Raw genomic sequence first — 18,743 nt, 5'->3', positions numbered from 1 at the left:
AATAAAAAAGCTTGTGCGTTTTAGCGCACAGGTATATACTGGTCTATTATGCGTTATAACGCACGAATTGTGAAGTAAATTGTGGAGGACTGTATGGTTGAACACCCTTTTAAAAACAAACTGGTTGCGGTACTTAATAAGCATATTGAGCCTGGCAAAGTGATGAACGCACTTGCTCATATGTGTATTGGTTTAGGTGCTGTGATTGGTAATGAAGAACTGCGTTTAACCGATTATCGAGATGCAGATGGAGGAGCTCACCCTTATATTTCAGAAATACCCTTTATCATTCTTTGCGAGAACTCCAACAAAATTAGATCATTACGCCAGAATGCTTTAGCAAAAAATGTTCTTTTTAATGATTTTACCGATACGATGACTGTGGGTACCTATCAAGAGCAAATTGAAAGAACGGCACAGGTTAAAGAGAACGATCTGATTTACTATGGCATTGTTTTATTTGGGGATTGGGACGTAGTGACAGAACTCACTAGGAAGTGTTCTTTGTGGCGATGATGGGATGGTAATCATGATGAATAAAGATAAAAACTTAAGTAAAAGCGCTCAGATCATACAGGATTTTTTATCTCAGAAGGGAATATCGTGTGACGTCAAGGAACTTGATTCGAGTACACGTACTGCAAAAGATGCCGCTGATACTTTGGGGTGTAATGTTGCTCAAATTGTGAAGTCACTACTATTTCGCACTGAAAAAACCAACAAGCCGATATTGGTATTAGCAAGTGGTGTTAATCGTGTGAAAGAGGTCCTTATTGGGCACCTTATCAATGAAGATATTGGGAAAGCTGATGCAGATTTTACACGAGAAATAACTGGCTTTGCGATTGGTGGAGTTCCTCCAGTTGGCCATAAACACGTTATTAATACGGTTCTTATTGATGAAGATTTGTTGTGCTATGAAGTTCTATGGGCAGCTGCTGGAACGCCCAATGCAGTGTTTTCACTCTCTCCTGATGAACTGAAATATATAACGAATGGGATAGTGGTTAAGATTAGAGAATAAATCATGCATAAACTATTTTGGGATAATCCCTATCAACGCCAATTAATGACTAAAGTGGTGTCGGTAAATGAGAACCGACTACTTTTTGCAGAGACTATTGGTTTTTCGTTTTCCGGTGGTCAAGAAAGTGATACAGTTCGCGTGAATGGCCTGATGGTCACTCATTCTGAAATAGAAGATGACTTGATTTATTATACATTACCTTCGGAGCATGGGCTTTCTGAGGGCGATGTTGTCCTTATGGAAATCGACTTTGTTCGTCGCTACAAATTGATGCGTCTTCATTTTGCTGCTGAATTAATCTTGGAACTTGTCCAAAGAATGCTTCCCATTGAAAAAATAGGTGCGCATATTGCTGAACATAAGGCTAGAATCGACTTTAGCTATCAGCACAATATCTCGGATATTTTTGACTCTCTTTTGTTTGAATACAATCAAATTATTGCAAAAGATATGCTTATTCGCACTGGGTTTTCTGATGAGAAGAGTCAAAGACGTTATTGGGAGATTGAAGGATTTTCTAATGTTTCTTGTGGTGGAACACATGTACAATCAACCGTGGAAGTTGGATTCATTACCCTAAAAAGGGTTAATATTGGCAGCGGAAAAGAACGCATAGAAATAAAGCTCCTTGATCCCAACTTAGGTTTAAAAGATGAAAGCAAGCTCCATAAATGAACACAGAATTCTTGATTCTAATCTTCTTGATAAAATCATCTATATATTAAATAAGAGATTTGATGCAGAGGTTAAGATAATTTCCACTCAGTTTTTAAGTGAGCCTGAACGGAGAAATTGCGTAGTAAGACTCTTTTTATCAAGCCAAACGAAAGAAATCCCTGAAAGTATTATTTTAAAACAATCTTTACGAGAAGACACCGATGCTAATGATGAGGAAGCTTATGCACGATTTGCAAGGGATTGGGCAGGTCTTGAATTTGCCTCTGAGATTAAGCAAAACAAGCATAATGTCCCAAAGTTTTTTGGTGGAAGTAAAGAGTATCGATTTATTCTGATTGAAGATTTAGGAGTTCAGCATGTTAGTTTAGTCGATTCACTTACTGTAGCTGATCGCAAAAAAGCTATTGCTGCATTAACCCGTTTTATGAAAGCCTTGGGAAGTTTTCATGCAGCAAGTTTTGGAAATACCGGGCTTTATGAACAAATTTTGCAAATGATTCATCCTGAGGCGGAAACGGTTGATGATGAGCTTAATTTCGCATTGAATGATTTATTACCGAAACTGGGATTGGCAAATAAAAATTTAGGCTTAACTTTAACTCATGAATGCATTGAAGAAGCGAAATCTTTAATTGAATATGTAATAAAGCCCGGATCTTTTACTGTTCTGACTCATGGGGACATTTGTCCTGATAATGTATTTGATCATGCAGAAACTAAAGATTTGCAGCTTATTGATTTTGAATGGTGTGTTGTGCGTAATGCTTTGTTAGATGGGACTTATTTGCGAATGAGTATGCCAACGTGCTGGTGTGCTAAAGCCATTCCTACGGATGTTATTGAGCATATGGAACAAATCTATAGGGAGGAACTCAAACAAACGATTTCAGAAGCAACTGATGATAAACAATACAATCAAGCTTATACCTATGCCTGCGGTTTTTGGCTTTTACAACAAACGATACCTTTTATTAATTCAACTTGGGAAAAAGATAGGATCGGACCTTCAGGTCCTGTACCGAAGGATTCTTTATGGAATGAAGAAGATAACTGGGTTAGACCTAGGGTTTTATCGAGGTTGCAAGCATTTATAGATAGTAGCAATGCTTATCAACATTTACCCTACTTACGAGCGATGGCTCAAGCCATGTTAGCTGAATTAAAACGTTGTTGGCCTGAAACATCTTTTCTGAAATTTTATACTGCATTTGAACAAGAATAATAAAAGAATATTTAATTATTCGATAAATGAGTGCTTAAGAAGGCACGCCTAGACAAGACGGAATAATTCATTTTTATTGACAGATTCCGGAAACAGCATCAGGAGTAAAGCCACTCGATGAGTGGCATCATGGAATGATGCAAATGGTGCTTACACCATTATTTGGTAAAAAACTCATTGGATAACAGGTTTTGAATTTGACTATTGACCCTAACATAGTGTCATGCCCTATTCTCAATCTTGGGAGGAGACATGATGACAAAATGGCATATAAAAGAAATTAGTGAGTTAACTCAGACATCGGTTCGCATGTTGCGGCATTATGACAAAATAGGTTTGTTACAACCCTCTTATCGTGAGCCCAATGGTTACCGCTGTTACACCGAGCCGGATTTGGCAAAGTTACAGCAGATTATTGCTTTGAAGTATTTTGGTTTTTCATTAAGCAAAATAAAGGATATTCTGCAAAAACATTCCAATGTTTATGCTCACCTGCAAGCACAACACCAAGTAATCAGAAAGCAAAGTGAAGATTTACTGAAAGTGAATCAAGTGCTTGAAGAAATTCTAAAAAGCCGTTCTGCATCAATGTTTCCTAATTGGCAAGATTTGTTGTTACTCATAGAGGGGTATAAAATGACAGAAAATCTACGAGATAAATTGAAAAAAACGTGGGCTGGAAAACAATTAACTGTTTCTCAATTTGAAGACTACTTGTTTCTTTACGAGCAATTTCCTGAAGAATTTGCACTTAGAGATTCTATTATTGAGGAAATTAACCAACAAAAGGTAGGTGATCCTGAAGGACCAGATGGTGAGCGAATTGCTGCTGTTATGGAAGATTTATCAAAAAAAATGAAGAAATTTTTTACTGAGCAAGTCAAATTGGGAGCCAGTCTTTTGGAAAGCATACAATCTGGGAGACTAACCCAATTGGAAATCACCCCGGAAGGTGCTTATTGGTTGTCGCGTGCGATGATGGCCTATTCGTTGAAGCGTTGGAATAATCTGTACAACCAAATCATCGATAACATGAACTCTCCACCTGAAGGAGAGCATGGGAAAAGGCTTGCTCAAGAATGGAAAGACTTAATCGATAATTATTTAGCTGCAGGAAATAGAGATTACTTAATCGGTATTTTATTATGGCAAGAAATTTCGCGACAAGAGCATGAAGTAAAAGCCTTAAAAACAATGCCGCCTCCTCAGGAGATGATAAAGCCATGGCATATTAAATTACTGTTCAATGCAGAAGCATCAGCTTGGATAAGTAAAGCACTAGAAACACATCAATAATGGTTTTTAACTCGCCAGACTTTTTTGAGTTTGGCGAAAATTAATGAAATAGTGAGAATTATGAGATTATTTATTTATCTGATTGGGATTCTGTTTACCGCATATGTTTTTAATCGGTTCTGCTTATGGTTAGAACAGAAAGGATGGTTGTATTATCGTTATAAAAAGCCACAAAAAGGGATTATTGGTTCTGCATTGCAAGAATTGAATGCCCAACTTCTGCCAAATCACCGTCACGTCGTTGTTGCAAAAGAAGAAAAAGTACAAAGTAAAAAATGCGAAAAAGATTTACCGAATGATGGTAATGTCGAAATGACTGATCAAATAAAATAGATCAACCTGGAAATCAGGTGATTTTAGCGAAAAAAAAGGAAACAGATTAAATGCGTTGCTCACCTCAAGAAACAATTCAAAAGTTAATTCATGAACGTTACTCAGAAGCACGTGCTGTTTTTTGGGCCGGTTCGGTTTCTCAAGGGGAAGAAACCCAAGTCTCAGATTTAGATCTCGTAATCGTCTATGAAAAATTAATCAGAGCTTATCGTGAAGCCTTTGTTTATGAAGGTTGGCCTATTGATGCTTTTGTACACGACAGAGAATCCATTCGTTATTTTTTTGAAGAATCGAGAATAAATTCCGGTATTTCAGGAACCATTCAAATGATTTTGTCGGGAAAAGATATGATGCCAGCTAGCGATTTTTCAAACGGGATTAGAGAGGAGGCCTATCTTTACTTAAAGCGCGGACCTCTTTCTTGGGATAAAAATCAAATTGATAAAGAGCGTTTTTTAATTACGGATGTCTTAGAAGATATTTTATCTCCTAAGTCTTATGAAGAACAAATTGCCTCAGCCTCATGGCTTTTTGAAGCATTGTCTCAATTTTATTTTAGAGCTCAAAATAAATGGTGCGCCAGTGGTAAATCAATCATTCGCTATTTGCATCAAGAAAATCCCGATTTAGCCAGGGAGTTTTCTGAAAGTTTTAATCGAGTTTATAAGGAAGGTGATTCAACTCATTTAAAAAAGTTGGTTGAAAAAATACTACAACCTTATGGAGGTATTCTTTGGAGCGGTTATCATTCCGATGCACCAGAAGATGCAAAAATACCAGAGCTTATAATTTTAGCCAAGAACAATGACTATGAGATTTGTTTCGAAGAACGAACCAACCAAGAAATCACTGCCATTTTATCTGACGGCTTAAAGATCTACAATGAAGAAATGATTGGTGCTTACAATCATACTCCCTTTACCATCTATATAAAATCTATCGACAAGACCGTTTTAGCAGGTTGTTATGGGGATGTCACTCGAGCCAATTGCTATGTCGATTGCATTTGGGTTCATCCGGATTTTAGACAAAAAGGATTAGGACGAAATCTCATGGAAAAACTGGAAATTTTTGCAAAACAAAAGAATTGCCAAGTGATTACCATTGAGACGGCCGAATTTCAGGCAAGATCTTTTTATGAACAGCTTGGGTATGTTGTCATATCCATGACAGAGCATAATTGTTTTTTGGATTTCAACGTTTATTTGATGAGAAAATCGCTATGAAACAAGAACACCAATTGATTTATGAGCTAGAAATTTCTCTATTAAGGTCGGAAACGAGAAAATCTATTGCGCAACTGAAACTATTGATTGCTGATGAATTTATCGAGTATGGGGCCTCTGGCTCAATTTACAATAAGAACGACCTACTTGATTCTCTTCCAGAAGAAGAGCAACGAAGCTATATGGTTAATGATTTTTCAGTTTTAGAGGTGTCGCCTGAAGTCATGTTGGCAACTTATAAGGTTACTGTTGCCTCAAAAAGTTCTTTACGTTCTTCGCTCTGGCAATACAAACACAATCGTTGGCAAATGGTGTTTCATCAAGGAACGCCTTGCCACGAGTGCGAGGAATAATCCATTTTAAACAGGTATTATGATGATAACAATAGCCTACCTAAAACAATATTCAGACTGTATTCCAAAGCTTGCTAAGATTTGGCATGAAGTTTTAGGTAAAATCTGGATGCCAGAGATTGGAATTGAAGAAATAGAATCTTTGTATTACGAAGAGCTGAACCAAGATATGCCTTTTACTTACATTGCGCTATACGATGAAATTCCTGTAGGTTCTTGTACTTTGCAATTAAACGAAGATATTCGACCAGATTTAGGGCCGTGGATTGGTGATTTGGTGGTTGATCCAAAATATCAAAAACAGGGGATCGGAAAAATATTAGTTGATGCCGCAGTCGAGAAAGCAAAAGAACTTGGCTTTGAAAAACTGTACTTGTTTGCTCTTGATCCTACCATACCTGAGTATTATAGGCGCCTTGGGTGGAAAAAAATCGGTATGGATGAATTTAAATCTCATCCTGTAACGGTGATGGAGATCAGTTTATGAAGATAAAAAGGGTAATGCAAGAAGACTGGGAACTATGGAAATCATTTCGATTAGAAGCGCTAAAGAATTCACCTGAAAATTTTGGCTCTTCTTATGAAGAGGAAGTGCATATGTCCGATGCTGACTTTCAAAATGGATTAAGTAAAGGATTTGTATTGGGTGTCTTTGTTGACGATTTATTGGTGTCTTGTGTTGGATTCTATACGTTTAATTCACTTAAAACCAAACACCGAGGTGTACTTTGGGGTATGTATACTCGTCTTGAATACAGAGGAAAAGGTATTGCAACAGCATTAATTCAAACCCTGATACAGCATGCAAGGACCTGCGTCACTCAATTGCACCTAACCTGTGTAGTAAGTAATTTTGTGGCTCGCGCTTTTTATCAAAAGCAAGGGTTTCGAATTTATGGCACTGAACCTAAAGCGCTTAAAATTAATGATACCTTCTATGATGAATATTTAATGGTATTGGATTTTAAAGAGGAACCCATGAAAAAACTAGATACCTATCAGAGCCTGTGTACTGAAGTATATGATTTAAGTAAACCTAATGCACCACAAAATGAGTACTCATTCTATCGAAGCTATGCTGTAGAAGCTAAGGGCCCCATTTTAGAACCTATGTGCGGCACAGGTCGTTTTTTATTACCTTTGGTTGAAGAAGGATTTGATGTTCATGGCTTTGATGCAAGTCAGCCAATGCTAGAACGATTGCATGCAAAAGCTATTAGCAAAAACCTTAAGCCAAAAGTCTGGCATGGTTTTATTGAAAATTTAAATCAATCCAATCAATATTCTTTAATTTTTATACCCAGTGGTTCATTTGGCCTCATCACAGAAAAGGCGGATATCCAAAAATCCTTAAAAATCATTTTTGAACATCTGGAAGATAAAGGACTCTTTGTATTTGAAGTAGAAACACGTCAAGCCGTGCCTAAAGAATTAGGTATATGGAGAGGCTCAAGATGGCCTAAAGAAGATGGAACACTTATAGTCTTAAGCCAATTAGCCACGCTTGATAATGATGTTTGTTACTCTATTGGCAAATATGACTTGGTTGATAACAACTGTGTAGTGCAAACAGAGGTTGAGGAATACAAAATTCGCATTTATCAAGACCCTTCTTTCTTGCGCAATTTGCTTACTGAGGTTGGTTTCAGCAATGTACGGATGGTTAAAGGATTTGACCGAAACTCATCACCTGATGAAAAAGACGAAAGTATTGTTTTTGAATGTAGAAAATAATTGAGGATAAAAATGAATATTCTATGTCCAACACCACTGCAAAAAGGAGACATCGTCGGGCTTATCTCACCGTCGAGCCCTATTATGGAACAGGATATAGAAGCGGGAGTGCATTTATTAAAGTCGCATGGATTTAAGGTAAAGTATGCAAAGCATATGCTTGCATCAGAACGATTTTTAGCAGGAAAAGACAGTGATCGTGCAAATGATGTGATGGATTTCTTTAAAGATTCTGAAGTGAAAGCAATTATTGCAACCCGAGGCGGACAAGGTTCACAACGTCTTTTACCTTTTTTGGACTATGAATTAATTCAGAGAAATCCAAAACAATTATACGGGTTTAGTGATACCACCGCGTTGCAATTAGGCCTATTTAAAAACAGTGGCTTAGTAAGTTATACAGGATTTACTTTGACTATTCATTTAAGTAACCAGGTTAAAAAAACATTACTTTCCTCTTTATTAGGCCAAGAGTACATGATTTCCAAAGGAATAAAGGTTCATGCAGGTGTTAGTCGAGGTCCTTTACTTGGTGGAAATTTAACTCTGATGACTAATTTAATGGGCACACCTTATCTACCTAGTTTTAAAGAAAGTATTTTGTTAGTAGAAGACGTTGGTGTCGAGCCCTATAATATTGATGGCATGCTCTCCCAACTAGATTTAGCAGGAATTTTTGATGAAGTTTCTGGCGTTATTTTTGGTACATTTGAACACTGTAAAAGTAAGAAATCGAATCCGTACGATGGTACGGTAGAAGATGTAATCAATGAATGGGCTGCAAAAATAAAAGTACCTTGCATTAAAGAGTTTCCCTATGGGCACGGTAAGCAAAATTGTATTCTTCCAATTGGCAAAGTGGTTACTTTAGATGCAGATAATACTTGCGTTACAATTCAAATTTAAAAAAAATAACTACTACTGATGAGAACATTGTTTTAATAGAGGCATAAATGAATACACAAGAAATACCCAAAGAGCATCAACATATCTCTCCAGCAGGTGCTGAAGTTCGATTGCTGATGAATAATCATTTAGGTGGAATGGCTCACTGTACTTTGAAGGCAGGAACAATTTCCAAAGCAGTTCGTCATAAAACTGTATCTGAATTTTGGCATGTCCTTTCTGGGGAAGGAGCTATTTGGCGTAAGTTGAACGATGAAGAGAGTATTACCCCTTTAACGCCTGGAGTCAGCATCGATATTCCTTTAGGAACACATTTTCAATATCGAAGTGATGCAGCAGATTTGGTGTTTATTTGCGTTACTATGCCACCTTGGTCAGGTAGTGATGAGGCAAGTTATGTGGAGCAAGGTGCCTGGCTTCCAACAGTGGAATAAATCAGATGACTTTAAAATTATCGTTTTTAGAAAATCCAAACCCTGATGATGTTCAAATATTAACGAATGGGATTAAGGCGTACGCCAAACAACAAAAAGGCTTCGAATCCTTAGATTTCTTTGCATGCTTTATTCGTGATGCAGACAATAGCATTGTGGGTGGTTGTAGTGGCGGAACGCTCTATGGAGGTCTTCATGTTGATAATCTTTGGGTGAGTGAGTCCATCAGACATCAAGGATGGGGAACGAAGCTCATGCAAGCGGCATTGAGGTATGGCAATGAAAAAGGTTGTGCTTTTGCAACAGTTAATACTATGGATTGGGAAGCAATAGGATTTTATAAAAAATTAGGATTTGAACTTGAGTTTGAACGGCATGGGTTTCAGAAAAACTCTATATTCTATTTTTTGCGGAAAGAATTTCAGGCAAAAAGAGAAATCGGACTCTTAAATGGTGATTCAGTCTCGAGCTTAAGTCAAAAACCAAAACTGCCTGTATCAGAATCTGTGGTTAGAGAAGAGGTTGTTTCAATAAACAATGCGCCTTATTTTAAGTGGGGACAAGGTTCTGATGGATGGTGGTTAAAAAATGATGGTCAGTTTAGTGTTATTTATGAAACGATGCCTGCGGGTATTGAGCAGGTGTTTCAGGTTTTACCTACTATTATTCAAGTTAAGGCAAGTATTCCAGAATTAATTCAATTAGTAACACATGAATTAGGAATAACCTTTTAACTTTCGCCAACTTTGATTACCATACCGCACGAAAGTAACTTAAGTTTCAAGGAATGCTTCATGACGAACATCAACAATAATAAAGCTGCATTAGTGACCGGAGCCAGCCATGGAATTGGTCTTGAACTTGCTAAAATTCTTTTAGGTGACGGCTGGGTTGTCTATGGAACAGGGCGGGATGTAAGCAGCTTGGAGGATACTAAAGCGCTATATCCTCGTTTTGTTCCCATTCAATCGGATTTTACTCGCAATAGTGATATCGAACAGGTTGCTAAAATTATTAATGATTCTGGAATACCGCTTCATCTTTTAGTTCAAAATGCAGGAATGAAAAGTCCTCCACGTCCGTTGACCGAATACGATTGTGACAGTATTGACGAAGTTTTTCAGGTTAATTTATTAGCTCCAATGAAACTTACAGCACTACTTGCCGCGCAGATGCCTGAGAAGTCTCGGATTTTATTTGTTACATCAAGAGCAGCTACTCTGAAACTTAAAGAAAGTTCAACATACTGTGCCAGCAAAGCGGGTTTGGATGAAGTAACTGCTATTGTGAGAAAAGAGCTAGCAGAGAAAAATATTGGTGTGTCTTGTATTATTCCAGGGGAAGTGGATACAAGAATTCAAAAAATTTTAAGAGAAACAACTTCATTTCATTTACATAAAATGTTTGATGAGGCCTATCAGTCGGGTCAATTAATAAGTCCAGAGACTTGCGCGGAATTCCTTAAATGGTTTCTTTGCGACTTATCTTTTGATGAATTTAAGCAAAGCAATATGCCAGTTTCCATCTATGAAGAGTGGCATCATCCATTTTGGCTTAAAGATAGGAATCAGTTACCTCCTTTTCCTTTCTAATTTGTTTATGAACTTTTACGAGCATTTCCAATAAAAGTTTAACTTTGGAGAATAGATGCTTCGTTTGTTCTGTTCTTTTTTCAAGGCATATTTTCTTATGGGGGATATGCTTTCCACTCTACAATTGCTTCCTAAAATAGATCCGATCATGCCCTTCTAAATAATTTTTAATTGTGCCTAAATGCTGATAGCCTTGTTTTAAATAAAATCTTTCTGCCTGAAAAGAAAAAGTATCTAATGTTGATGCTGGAATTCCTCGTGTAATTGCTTCGGCTTCAACGCTGTGCAATAGTTCAGCACCGATACCAAGACCACGGTATTCCTCCTTAACCCAGAGGACATCAACATATATTGAGCTTTTATGAGCGTACACAATAGCTCCGCCAATAATAATACCCTCGTTATCTTTCACATAGATTGAGTAACGCTCTGGTTTGGTTCCTGTAAAAGGAGCATTAAAATTTACTATCCCATCACGAATAATTTTATCTTGCTGCTCTAGTAGCTTAGCGTCTATAACAAGCTCTAGTTGGTAATTTATTTGCGCTTGATTCATGAGTTATATCTTCTATTAGTTTGAATACAATAAATCATTGACAACTTCCATAGTAATTTCGGGTAGTTTTTGCGTTTGATCAATACATTCTTGAATGGTTATAACCGCTTTTCTAATTTCATTGGGTAACATCTCAGATGGGGCATTGTCGCCTGGCCAAGAAGCATCTCGAGTCGCTTTATCAGGCCAACGAGAATAGGCAAGCCACATACCATCGTTAGTTTTATGCAGGCAAGAACCTAATGCGCCGCGATATTGCACAAAATAGGAAGCGACCTGATGCCAGGCCTTTTGATACTCCATCTCAAGCTCAGGCTTAATAAAAGCTCGGTAAATAACAGCAAAACATTTTTTTGAAAGCAACTTAAATTGTTTGAGTGCTTCTTCAGGCGTTATATCCTGGGCACCCAAAACTCCCTCCGCTTTGAATATGTTTATACCTTTGGGAATTGAAAATTGGGACGTAAAATACATCTGATCAAGACCTATTCCAAAAGCACAATGCTCATAGCCTAGGACACGAAAGTAATTAATTGGTCGCTGGTTTTCATTAGCTAAGACATAGTTTCTGAATTTTGGATTATAAAATCCATAAGTCATGTAGTAATGAATACCTTGGCTTTCAAGATGTTGAATGATTTGCACCAAATTCTGGTGCAGTTTTTCAGGCGAATAAAGTTCAATATACATCCCAGCTTTTTCAAGCGTCGAATGTTCATTCTCTGGATAAGGAGGATTCAGTGCCACAAAATCACCAGGTGTCGCAATCGAAATCACGTCCATAAAATCACCACTTCTGAATGAAACTTGATTCGCATTAAGAAGGTTAGATACTCGGTCAATCTCACTCAAGAACATTTCTAGGGACAAATTCGCATGCTCAAGAAATCGATTAGCATTTTTTCCTTCAAAGAGTTCACCTTCGCGATAGATAATATTCAATTCCTTATCATAAAAAAGGATTCCGCCCCATGAATGATTAATGATGAAAGGGAGCAGTAACGCTTTTTCTTCATCAGTTGTTTGGTTGTAATTCCCAATCACTTCAAGGAAAAAATCTTTCTTCGATAGGGAGGCATCATATTTTTCTATTAAGGCAGTATAAGAAGTTTTGACAAGAGCAGGGTTATCTTTAATTAAAAGAAGTGTATTAATCAAAATTTTATTGCTGTCATTGATAATATATTCTTCTGCAAGGTCAATCTCCATTGCAGCCAGACTCCAAGAAGCAGAACCTGCAAAAGGCTCAATGGCTTTCTTGTATTTTTGGCCCTTACTATTTGCCAATAATACAGAGAAATGTTCAGTCAACCAGCTAGTGTCAGGGGACATATGCCCTGTTAAATCGGGAAGAGTAAGGTACCTATTTCCGAGATAATGGAGCGGTCCTCCATGATTTTGATTTAATTGAATAGAATTTGAGCTCATAATAGCCGCTATGTAGTAAATATAACTATTGAGTCGCACATTTTAACATGAAAAAAAAATTCCTTTATTCTTTATTACTAATTAAGTATTGACCCTCACGTGATAGCTAAAAATGCTCAATTAAGGAATTGCTCTATCCAACCTCTTAATTTTCCAGCAAATCGACCTTGTCGACCTAGCCTCATTGATGCGATTGGGTCGATGCTTTTAATTAAGCGATATTCGCCCAACACCGCATGAATAGCCCAACATTGTTCAATAATTGCAATGATCTCAAACAAATGTGCCGATGACTCTATTGAGAGCCAGTTTTTAAAACAATCTTCCTGTAATTTCCTATATTGACTGCTTGGTAGTTTTAAATGTTCTGTGGCCCGATACAAGCAATTAACGAATGAGAAAAATGGATGAGTAATGACAACTTCCCCTAAATCAATCAGCGTGGTTTGATGAGTATTTGGATTTATTAAAATATTTTTATCGTGAAAATCGGCATGACCAAATGTATCAGGCACCTTAAAACTGACTAATTGGTCACAAAAGATTTGTACTGTACTCTCTAAATTTTTTAATTGTTTTATTTCCTCTTTAGTTAATCCATCTCCCATCAATAACTCCTCTTCATTCATTAATTGGTGATAAAGTCTGGGCAATTGTGGTAGACGCCAATCGGGAACGCCTAAATCAAGAAACAGGTTTATTTTATTTGCGGAATTTATTTGAAGCATGGTGTAATGATGCATCGTATCAATTAAAAGATTGGGTTTAAATTCCTGTTTAAAGACCTCATGCAAAGGAATGCCAGCATCTTGCATTAAAAAACAGTGAAGTTCCTGATTATGAGCTATGATTTGCGGAACAGGAGCATTGAATCGTTTCTGCAATAGCTGAATGACAATGACTTCTAATGACAATGCAGGAGGCACTTTCTTCAAATAGACCAACCCAAGATTTGTTTGAAAACGACACACTTCTGACCAAGCTGTGGCGAGAATTATTTCTGGTTTCGTGGTTTCAAGTAGATACCCTGAATCGTTTAAGGCACTAAGAGCCCATTCTATGTAAGAAGTCTTCATAATCATTGCCTATGATCTTCGACCAACTCATGAATCGTGCGCAATGCTCTTTTTGCTTCAAAATTCATCTCGGTTTGTTGGTTAACAAGATACATCATTGCTTTCCATAAAGCCCAAGTACGTCCTCGTGCCCAAGTGTCTGGATCAAGTTCCAGAGTTTCTAAGAAAATTCTCCGACTTTTTCCTTCAAATAATGTCCAGGCAATAGCAAGATCGCAAGCAGGATCGCCGATGGCGAGTTGGCCAAAATCGATAACTGCACTTAATTTTCCTTGAGAAAGTAACAAATTGCCAACACTGATATCACCATGTACCCAAAGGGGTGGATTCTGCCAAGAAGTGGATAATGCTTTTTCCCAAATTTCTGTTGCAGCACGGAAATCTATAGTGTCTTTCAAATCTTCGATGGCTTTTCGTGTCTCTGAATCATAGACTGCTAAATCACCGCCGCGATAAAAACTCTGGGGACCGGCAATAGGTCCACCCATTGAATTGATGCTTTGGAGTGCCTTAAGAAATAAGGCCAAATCATAGGCAAACTCAGACAAATCATTAATGGGAGTAGCTGCTGCCGTTTCCCCAGGAAGCCAACGATTAATGGACCACTTCCAAGGGTACAGTTCATTGGGTTTTCCCATCGCAAGTGGGGCGGGTATTGGAAGAGGAAGAAGTGGGGCTAATTTGGGTAACCATGTTTGTTCTTTTTCCACTTGCCCTGCGTATTCGGCGCTACTGGGCATGCGAATGAGCATTTCTGTACCTAAATGAAAGGTTTTATTGTCCCAACCGCTATTGTTTACAGCTTGAATAGGTAGCTGACCCCACTGTGGAAATTGTTGTGTAATGAGCTCACGTACTAAGGCTGCAGTAATATTTATTTTGGATTGTGTATTCGTCATTGTTGCACCATAAAATCGATATTCTACTTCATCAAGCAACTTGCCTGACTCACTTGTTTTGATGTATTCATCTTCAATAATGCCACCCATTTTTTCAGCAATTTTCCGGCTAGAGATATTTTGTCTTACAACAGGATATTTTAGATAATCATAAACTAGATTAGTTTCAGCCCAGGTTTTTAATAAATTCATCGCTTCAAAACCATAATGAAATCCATGAGCACTTTTCTTTAACCAAATGCCTAATTCAGGTGTCTTCGTATTTGCTTGGTGTAGGCAGGCATATCCTAAAAAATTCTGGTTCTCTTTATTGATGATGGCCAATGCGATTTCTGAGCCTGCTTGCATTTTAATTTGCTGTTCAGAAATGTGCTGATTAATTTCCTCTTGTGTTTTCGGGGCACTTGGCCACATGTGCTCTGTAATTTCAGCAGTAAATTCTTTACATAAATCTTCTGCATATTTTAGTGAAACAGGAATTAACTGAAGGCGTTCGGATTGTAAGGTGAGATGCAGATAGTTAGGCATAGAATACTTACTCGTAGAAATTGTTATCAATGATTTGTTTGTTATTTTAGCAATGAGTATCTTCTCAAGTGAATGCTTGTAAGAGAAAAACATTGCTATTTTTCCCAAAACTAATTCTTCTGTTAGATTAAAATAATAATCCCGTACTTGATACTCACGTAGTTCTACGTATTGATGCATCTTATGGTCTGTTTGTATAATTATTGTATTATTTGGATTAGGAGATAGTAAGAATGAATCAACCTCAACGAATTTTTATTGTTGGTCATCATGGTGCCGGTAAAGGATTATTAGCAAAGTCCGTAGCCCAATTATTAGGATGGCAATTTGTCGATGCAGATTTAGGATTAGAGTCTCATGTTGGACGTCATTTGTATGAAATACTCGGAAGCCACGGAAGTGAAGCTTTTTATGAGTGTCAGTTTGACATATTAAAGTCTCTATGCACGCAAGAGCACATTGTTGTAACCACCGACTCTAGTGTTGTTCTAGCTTTAAAAAACTGTCAATTATTGCGAAATGAAATGACTGTATTTTTGGATGTGAGTACTCCGGTTCAGATCGAGCGCACTGCACGCAATTCAGCAAATTTATTGCCTGTACCCAGTTGGAGAGACTTTTTTGACCAATTACATGACGAGCGCGATAGCCTATATAAAGAAGTGGCCACGCTGACTGTTCATGGAGATGATGGCAAATTAGAAGAGCATACGCGTTGTATTGCGAAAGCTATTTTGGGAAATGAAAAAATGCTGCCCCAAAAAACAATTTTGGAGAAAAAAGATTTCACGTTATACCATAAAGTATCTCATACGAGAGTTGATTTATCTGAGCAACAAGCCATATATCTTAAGTTGTTGGCTCAAGGAAAAACGGCTAAGGAAATTGCGCGTGAAGCCCATGTTTCTTATAGGACAGTCGAAGGAATTATTGCTAAATTGATGGATTCGTTAGGATGCTCTTCGAGTAAAGAATTAATTGCTTTATACCATGAACAACCATAAAGCTAACCCTATCTCTTTAAAATGTTCTAAAATGGATAGGATGATGTAATGCTAATTCTCATGGAGTATCTATGCCAAAATATGATTCACCTTATTTACAACATCTTATTGAGAAATTAGCTGTAGCGATTTCTACAGAAGAAAACGATCAAATTTGGCAAAGGCTTGAAACACCCATTATTGAAGATGTTTCAAATCAGCCAGAGCAGTGTTTGGTCACTTTTATATATAGAGAGAAAAGCGATAAAAAAACAATTTATTTGTGGTCTACCTTTACTGGATTACCTTGTTCTTTGCAAAGTCAATTTAAGGCGATTCCAAACACTGATATTAGATATTTAACTTTGATATTGCCCCGTACTTTTCGCTCTGCATATAACGTACTAATTGTTGATAAAGATACTGCAAAAGTGGAATTCTCTGAACAAGAAAACACTGAAAGCCTCTATCCCATTCCAACAGGAAAATTCAAAGAATCACAAATGTTATTAATGCACTTATTTAATCAAGGCTGCGTTCAAACTGATCCAAGAAATAAACGGGAAATAACCTATTACATGGATTATGACAATCCCGGAGAATTTTTTGGCAAGGAATCCATTATTGAGCTACCTAATGTATCAACTTTTGTAACTGATTGTTCTTTAGATAAAGCAAAGGAACATCGTGAGCGATGTAAAAAAGAACATCGATTTTTTTCTTTCGAGCTGAACTTCTTGGAAACTCGTTTAAAAAATGTTCCAGGCTATTACGAAAATCCTGAACAATCGATACGAAAATATTGGGTCTATTTGCCTCCTGATTACGATAAACAGGCAACACCTTACCCTATGATTTTATTTTTAGATGGTAGTGATTATTTAAATCCTATGCCGGCACCGCTTATTTTAGATAAGCTCATTCAAGAGGAAAATATTCCTCCTTGTGTTGCGGTGTTCCTCGAATACTCAAGCATTCATCGTATGCATGAATACAACTGTAATGACGTATTCACCTCATTTTTAGTGCATGATTTTGTTCCGATGTTACATGATAAGAACCAATTAAATATCACTCAAGACGCAAGGTTAATAACAATTGTTGGGCAAAGTGCCAGTGGCTTAGCTGCTTTTTATGCCGCTTTAACCAATCCAACGATGTTTGGCAATGCTATTTCTTTATCACCTTCCTTGGAAATGCAAAAATTGACTGATTTAGAACAAAAGATTGAAAAACACTATAAAGAAAATCCTAATACGCAATTTATTTTTGATATTGGTACTTATGAAACCATCCCGGTAGACTTAGAATTCGAAGATGGTTCTACTCAATCCATCTCCACGTTTGAAGCGAATCGAAGAATTGCTGATTTAATGGAAAAGAAAGGAATGCTTATCCATAAGTCTGAATTTATTGGCGGTCATAATTATGGTTGTTGGTGTGCCAATTTGCCTGTTCATATACAAACCATTTTTGAACACAGAAAAGTGGTAACACCCTCACAACAAAACTCAAATCAGATATAATAAACAAAATTTAATGCTAATGGGTCGAAATGATGCACTACGGCGAATCTTTATAACCATTGGTTGCACTTGTTGCTATGGCATCTGGAGTTGGGAAAATAACAATAGCCCGGGAGACCATTTCTTCTCATTTTTTAACAACATGGGTAATTTGAAATAGCTGGATACACAATGAATCGCCAAGAATTATCTAAAAAAGTGATTGGCATTGTCAATAGAGTTTTACAAGAAAAACAATATGTTTCAAGCATCGATATTTTACTGGGGCTTGGCTACCTATCGCCTAGTATTTTAGATGATTGGCGACGTGGACGATTTTCTTATTTAGAACAACGGCTACAAGCCAATCTGAACAAATTAAGTTTTGCGATACAATGTTTCCATCAATGGGCAAAGCAAACCGGATTATTGCCACGAGAAACTGCATACGTACAAAAAGCGTGCTCGAGCACCATTCATTTAAAATTTAGCAAAAGCGGGCAAGACACTATTGAAAGACGCTATCGCACACATTACATTTCACCAAAACTCACGCAACAAAAACAACAACGGCTAATGGAGAAGGTTGAAAAATCCACTGAACCCGTTGTTTACATTATTGTGAGCGAATCCAAATGCACTCAATGTAAAAAAGACCTACCAAAAGGCAGCTTTCTGATGATGGATGAAAACAATCCTTATTGCATGGCCTGTACCCCTTATAAAGACTTAGTTTTCTTGCCTGCTGGGGATGCACTAATTACACGTAGAGCTAAGAAATACTCTGATAAGTCATTAATAGTCGTAAAATTCAGTCGTGCAAGAAAAAGATATGAGCGTCAAGGTTTATTGGTAACTGATGAGGCGCTGCGAAGAGTTCAAGATCATTCGATGGTTGCATCAATTGATTAAAAGAGCATTTAATATTTTTCTCACAGATGCTCAATCAATCCCAAGTTTCCTGCTT

Annotated in this window: 21 protein-coding genes and 1 pseudogene; 18 read left to right on the top strand and 4 right to left on the bottom strand. The window is 37.3% G+C overall.

Features of this window, described 5'->3' with window-relative positions:
- Positions 1–93: 93 nt before the first annotated feature.
- From LHA_RS15620 to LHA_RS15555, 15 genes and pseudogenes are all read left to right on the top strand, one after another.
- On the top strand, positions 94–516 hold the full coding sequence (locus LHA_RS15620; protein WP_011212584.1) for a DUF2000 domain-containing protein: 423 nt from the start codon (positions 94–96) through the stop codon (positions 514–516).
- Positions 517–532: 16 nt separating this feature from the next.
- Positions 533–1,024: a YbaK/EbsC family protein gene (locus LHA_RS15615; protein ID WP_011212583.1), complete on the top strand. Its 492-nt coding sequence runs from the start codon at positions 533–535 to the stop codon at positions 1,022–1,024.
- A gap of 3 nt (positions 1,025–1,027) precedes the next feature.
- Positions 1,028–1,702: an alanyl-tRNA editing protein gene (locus LHA_RS15610; RefSeq protein WP_011212582.1), complete on the top strand. Its 675-nt coding sequence runs from the start codon at positions 1,028–1,030 to the stop codon at positions 1,700–1,702.
- The gene (locus LHA_RS15605) at positions 1,680–2,927 is read left to right on the top strand and encodes a phosphotransferase (protein ID WP_011212581.1); all 1,248 of its coding nucleotides are present in this window, start codon (positions 1,680–1,682) and stop codon (positions 2,925–2,927) included. The genes LHA_RS15610 and LHA_RS15605 overlap by 23 nt, the downstream gene beginning before the upstream one ends.
- A gap of 255 nt (positions 2,928–3,182) precedes the next feature.
- Positions 3,183–4,223 carry a MerR family transcriptional regulator gene (locus LHA_RS16290; RefSeq protein WP_021436854.1) on the top strand — a complete coding sequence of 347 codons (1,041 nt, stop codon included), beginning with the start codon at positions 3,183–3,185 and terminating at the stop codon, positions 4,221–4,223.
- Between the two features lie 60 nt (positions 4,224–4,283).
- Positions 4,284–4,556, top strand: coding sequence for a hypothetical protein (locus LHA_RS15595; protein ID WP_011212579.1), 273 nt, complete (start codon positions 4,284–4,286; stop codon positions 4,554–4,556).
- A gap of 50 nt (positions 4,557–4,606) precedes the next feature.
- Complete coding sequence (locus tag LHA_RS15590; protein WP_011212578.1) at positions 4,607–5,782, top strand: GNAT family N-acetyltransferase; 1,176 nt, start codon at positions 4,607–4,609, stop codon at positions 5,780–5,782.
- On the top strand, positions 5,779–6,135 hold the full coding sequence (locus LHA_RS15585; RefSeq protein WP_011212577.1) for a nuclear transport factor 2 family protein: 357 nt from the start codon (positions 5,779–5,781) through the stop codon (positions 6,133–6,135). Before LHA_RS15590 ends, LHA_RS15585 begins: the two co-directional genes overlap by 4 nt.
- Positions 6,136–6,157: 22 nt before the next feature.
- Positions 6,158–6,622: a GNAT family N-acetyltransferase gene (locus LHA_RS15580; RefSeq protein ID WP_011212576.1), complete on the top strand. Its 465-nt coding sequence runs from the start codon at positions 6,158–6,160 to the stop codon at positions 6,620–6,622.
- Positions 6,619–7,071: pseudogene (locus LHA_RS17455) on the top strand (GNAT family N-acetyltransferase); the annotation flags it as partial. The gene LHA_RS15580 and the pseudogene LHA_RS17455, both read left to right, overlap by 4 nt.
- A 42-nt stretch (positions 7,072–7,113) precedes the next feature.
- Positions 7,114–7,869, top strand: a complete 756-nt coding sequence (locus LHA_RS17450) for a class I SAM-dependent DNA methyltransferase (RefSeq protein ID WP_027229260.1) — start codon at positions 7,114–7,116, stop codon at positions 7,867–7,869.
- A gap of 12 nt (positions 7,870–7,881) precedes the next feature.
- Positions 7,882–8,775 (top strand): S66 peptidase family protein, encoded by an 894-nt coding sequence (locus tag LHA_RS15570; protein ID WP_011212574.1) that lies wholly within the window; start codon positions 7,882–7,884, stop codon positions 8,773–8,775.
- Between the two features lie 47 nt (positions 8,776–8,822).
- Positions 8,823–9,209, top strand: a complete 387-nt coding sequence (locus LHA_RS15565) for a cupin domain-containing protein (RefSeq protein WP_011212573.1) — start codon at positions 8,823–8,825, stop codon at positions 9,207–9,209.
- Between the two features lie 5 nt (positions 9,210–9,214).
- Entirely contained in the window at positions 9,215–9,943 is a 729-nt protein-coding gene (locus tag LHA_RS15560; protein WP_011212572.1) for a GNAT family N-acetyltransferase, read from the top strand.
- 60 nt (positions 9,944–10,003) lie between these two features.
- Positions 10,004–10,801, top strand: coding sequence for an SDR family oxidoreductase (locus LHA_RS15555; RefSeq protein ID WP_011212571.1), 798 nt, complete (start codon positions 10,004–10,006; stop codon positions 10,799–10,801).
- Between the two features lie 118 nt (positions 10,802–10,919).
- On the opposite strand, the gene LHA_RS15550 is transcribed toward LHA_RS15555, so the two are convergent.
- The 4 genes from LHA_RS15550 to LHA_RS16285 form a co-directional block, all read right to left on the bottom strand.
- Positions 10,920–11,357, bottom strand: a complete 438-nt coding sequence (locus tag LHA_RS15550) for a GNAT family N-acetyltransferase (protein ID WP_010655420.1) — start codon at positions 11,355–11,357, stop codon at positions 10,920–10,922.
- Positions 11,358–11,372: 15 nt separating this feature from the next.
- Entirely contained in the window at positions 11,373–12,785 is a 1,413-nt protein-coding gene (locus LHA_RS16710) for a DNA adenine methylase (RefSeq protein ID WP_021436855.1), read from the bottom strand.
- Positions 12,786–12,901: 116 nt separating this feature from the next.
- Complete coding sequence (locus LHA_RS15540) at positions 12,902–13,861, bottom strand: aminoglycoside phosphotransferase family protein (RefSeq protein ID WP_050584012.1); 960 nt, start codon at positions 13,859–13,861, stop codon at positions 12,902–12,904.
- A 2-nt stretch (positions 13,862–13,863) separates the two neighbouring features.
- Positions 13,864–15,468 carry a GNAT family N-acetyltransferase gene (locus LHA_RS16285; protein WP_011212568.1) on the bottom strand — a complete coding sequence of 535 codons (1,605 nt, stop codon included), beginning with the start codon at positions 15,466–15,468 and terminating at the stop codon, positions 13,864–13,866.
- A gap of 53 nt (positions 15,469–15,521) precedes the next feature.
- On the opposite strand from LHA_RS16285, the gene LHA_RS15530 reads away from it, so the two are divergent.
- The 3 genes from LHA_RS15530 to LHA_RS15520 all read left to right on the top strand — a co-directional run bounded on the left by LHA_RS15530 (position 15,522) and on the right by LHA_RS15520 (position 18,688).
- Positions 15,522–16,292 carry a shikimate kinase gene (locus tag LHA_RS15530; RefSeq protein WP_011212567.1) on the top strand — a complete coding sequence of 257 codons (771 nt, stop codon included), beginning with the start codon at positions 15,522–15,524 and terminating at the stop codon, positions 16,290–16,292.
- Positions 16,293–16,363: 71 nt separating this feature from the next.
- On the top strand, positions 16,364–17,797 hold the full coding sequence (locus tag LHA_RS15525; protein WP_011212566.1) for an alpha/beta hydrolase: 1,434 nt from the start codon (positions 16,364–16,366) through the stop codon (positions 17,795–17,797).
- A 171-nt stretch (positions 17,798–17,968) separates the two neighbouring features.
- On the top strand, positions 17,969–18,688 hold the full coding sequence (locus tag LHA_RS15520) for an LIM domain-containing protein (protein ID WP_011212565.1): 720 nt from the start codon (positions 17,969–17,971) through the stop codon (positions 18,686–18,688).
- Positions 18,689–18,743 lie beyond the last annotated feature (55 nt).

Origin of the sequence: Legionella hackeliae (genome assembly GCF_000953655.1) — a bacterium.
In the GTDB taxonomy this organism is placed as follows: Bacteria; Pseudomonadota; Gammaproteobacteria; order Legionellales; family Legionellaceae; genus Tatlockia; species Tatlockia hackeliae.
Note: the sequence above shows the minus strand (reverse complement) of the source record. Positions and strands in the feature narration are given on the sequence as shown.

What these genes read in the sequence shown, in the direction of transcription:
- LHA_RS15620 (WP_011212584.1), top strand. Translation starts at nt 94, where the DNA reads ATGGTTGAACACCCTTTTAAAAACAAACTGGTTGCGGTACTTAATAAG.
- LHA_RS15615 (WP_011212583.1), top strand. Translation starts at nt 533, where the DNA reads ATGAATAAAGATAAAAACTTAAGTAAAAGCGCTCAGATCATACAGGAT.
- LHA_RS15610 (WP_011212582.1), top strand. Translation starts at nt 1,028, where the DNA reads ATGCATAAACTATTTTGGGATAATCCCTATCAACGCCAATTAATGACT.
- LHA_RS15605 (WP_011212581.1), top strand. Translation starts at nt 1,680, where the DNA reads ATGAAAGCAAGCTCCATAAATGAACACAGAATTCTTGATTCTAATCTT.
- LHA_RS16290 (WP_021436854.1), top strand. Translation starts at nt 3,183, where the DNA reads ATGACAAAATGGCATATAAAAGAAATTAGTGAGTTAACTCAGACATCG.
- LHA_RS15595 (WP_011212579.1), top strand. Translation starts at nt 4,284, where the DNA reads ATGAGATTATTTATTTATCTGATTGGGATTCTGTTTACCGCATATGTT.
- LHA_RS15590 (WP_011212578.1), top strand. Translation starts at nt 4,607, where the DNA reads ATGCGTTGCTCACCTCAAGAAACAATTCAAAAGTTAATTCATGAACGT.
- LHA_RS15585 (WP_011212577.1), top strand. Translation starts at nt 5,779, where the DNA reads ATGAAACAAGAACACCAATTGATTTATGAGCTAGAAATTTCTCTATTA.
- LHA_RS15580 (WP_011212576.1), top strand. Translation starts at nt 6,158, where the DNA reads ATGATAACAATAGCCTACCTAAAACAATATTCAGACTGTATTCCAAAG.
- LHA_RS17450 (WP_027229260.1), top strand. Translation starts at nt 7,114, where the DNA reads ATGAAAAAACTAGATACCTATCAGAGCCTGTGTACTGAAGTATATGAT.
- LHA_RS15570 (WP_011212574.1), top strand. Translation starts at nt 7,882, where the DNA reads ATGAATATTCTATGTCCAACACCACTGCAAAAAGGAGACATCGTCGGG.
- LHA_RS15565 (WP_011212573.1), top strand. Translation starts at nt 8,823, where the DNA reads ATGAATACACAAGAAATACCCAAAGAGCATCAACATATCTCTCCAGCA.
- LHA_RS15560 (WP_011212572.1), top strand. Translation starts at nt 9,215, where the DNA reads ATGACTTTAAAATTATCGTTTTTAGAAAATCCAAACCCTGATGATGTT.
- LHA_RS15555 (WP_011212571.1), top strand. Translation starts at nt 10,004, where the DNA reads ATGACGAACATCAACAATAATAAAGCTGCATTAGTGACCGGAGCCAGC.
- LHA_RS15550 (WP_010655420.1), bottom strand. Translation starts at nt 11,357, where the DNA reads ATGAATCAAGCGCAAATAAATTACCAACTAGAGCTTGTTATAGACGCT.
- LHA_RS16710 (WP_021436855.1), bottom strand. Translation starts at nt 12,785, where the DNA reads ATGAGCTCAAATTCTATTCAATTAAATCAAAATCATGGAGGACCGCTC.
- LHA_RS15540 (WP_050584012.1), bottom strand. Translation starts at nt 13,861, where the DNA reads ATGAAGACTTCTTACATAGAATGGGCTCTTAGTGCCTTAAACGATTCA.
- LHA_RS16285 (WP_011212568.1), bottom strand. Translation starts at nt 15,468, where the DNA reads ATGCATCAATACGTAGAACTACGTGAGTATCAAGTACGGGATTATTAT.
- LHA_RS15530 (WP_011212567.1), top strand. Translation starts at nt 15,522, where the DNA reads ATGAATCAACCTCAACGAATTTTTATTGTTGGTCATCATGGTGCCGGT.
- LHA_RS15525 (WP_011212566.1), top strand. Translation starts at nt 16,364, where the DNA reads ATGCCAAAATATGATTCACCTTATTTACAACATCTTATTGAGAAATTA.
- LHA_RS15520 (WP_011212565.1), top strand. Translation starts at nt 17,969, where the DNA reads ATGAATCGCCAAGAATTATCTAAAAAAGTGATTGGCATTGTCAATAGA.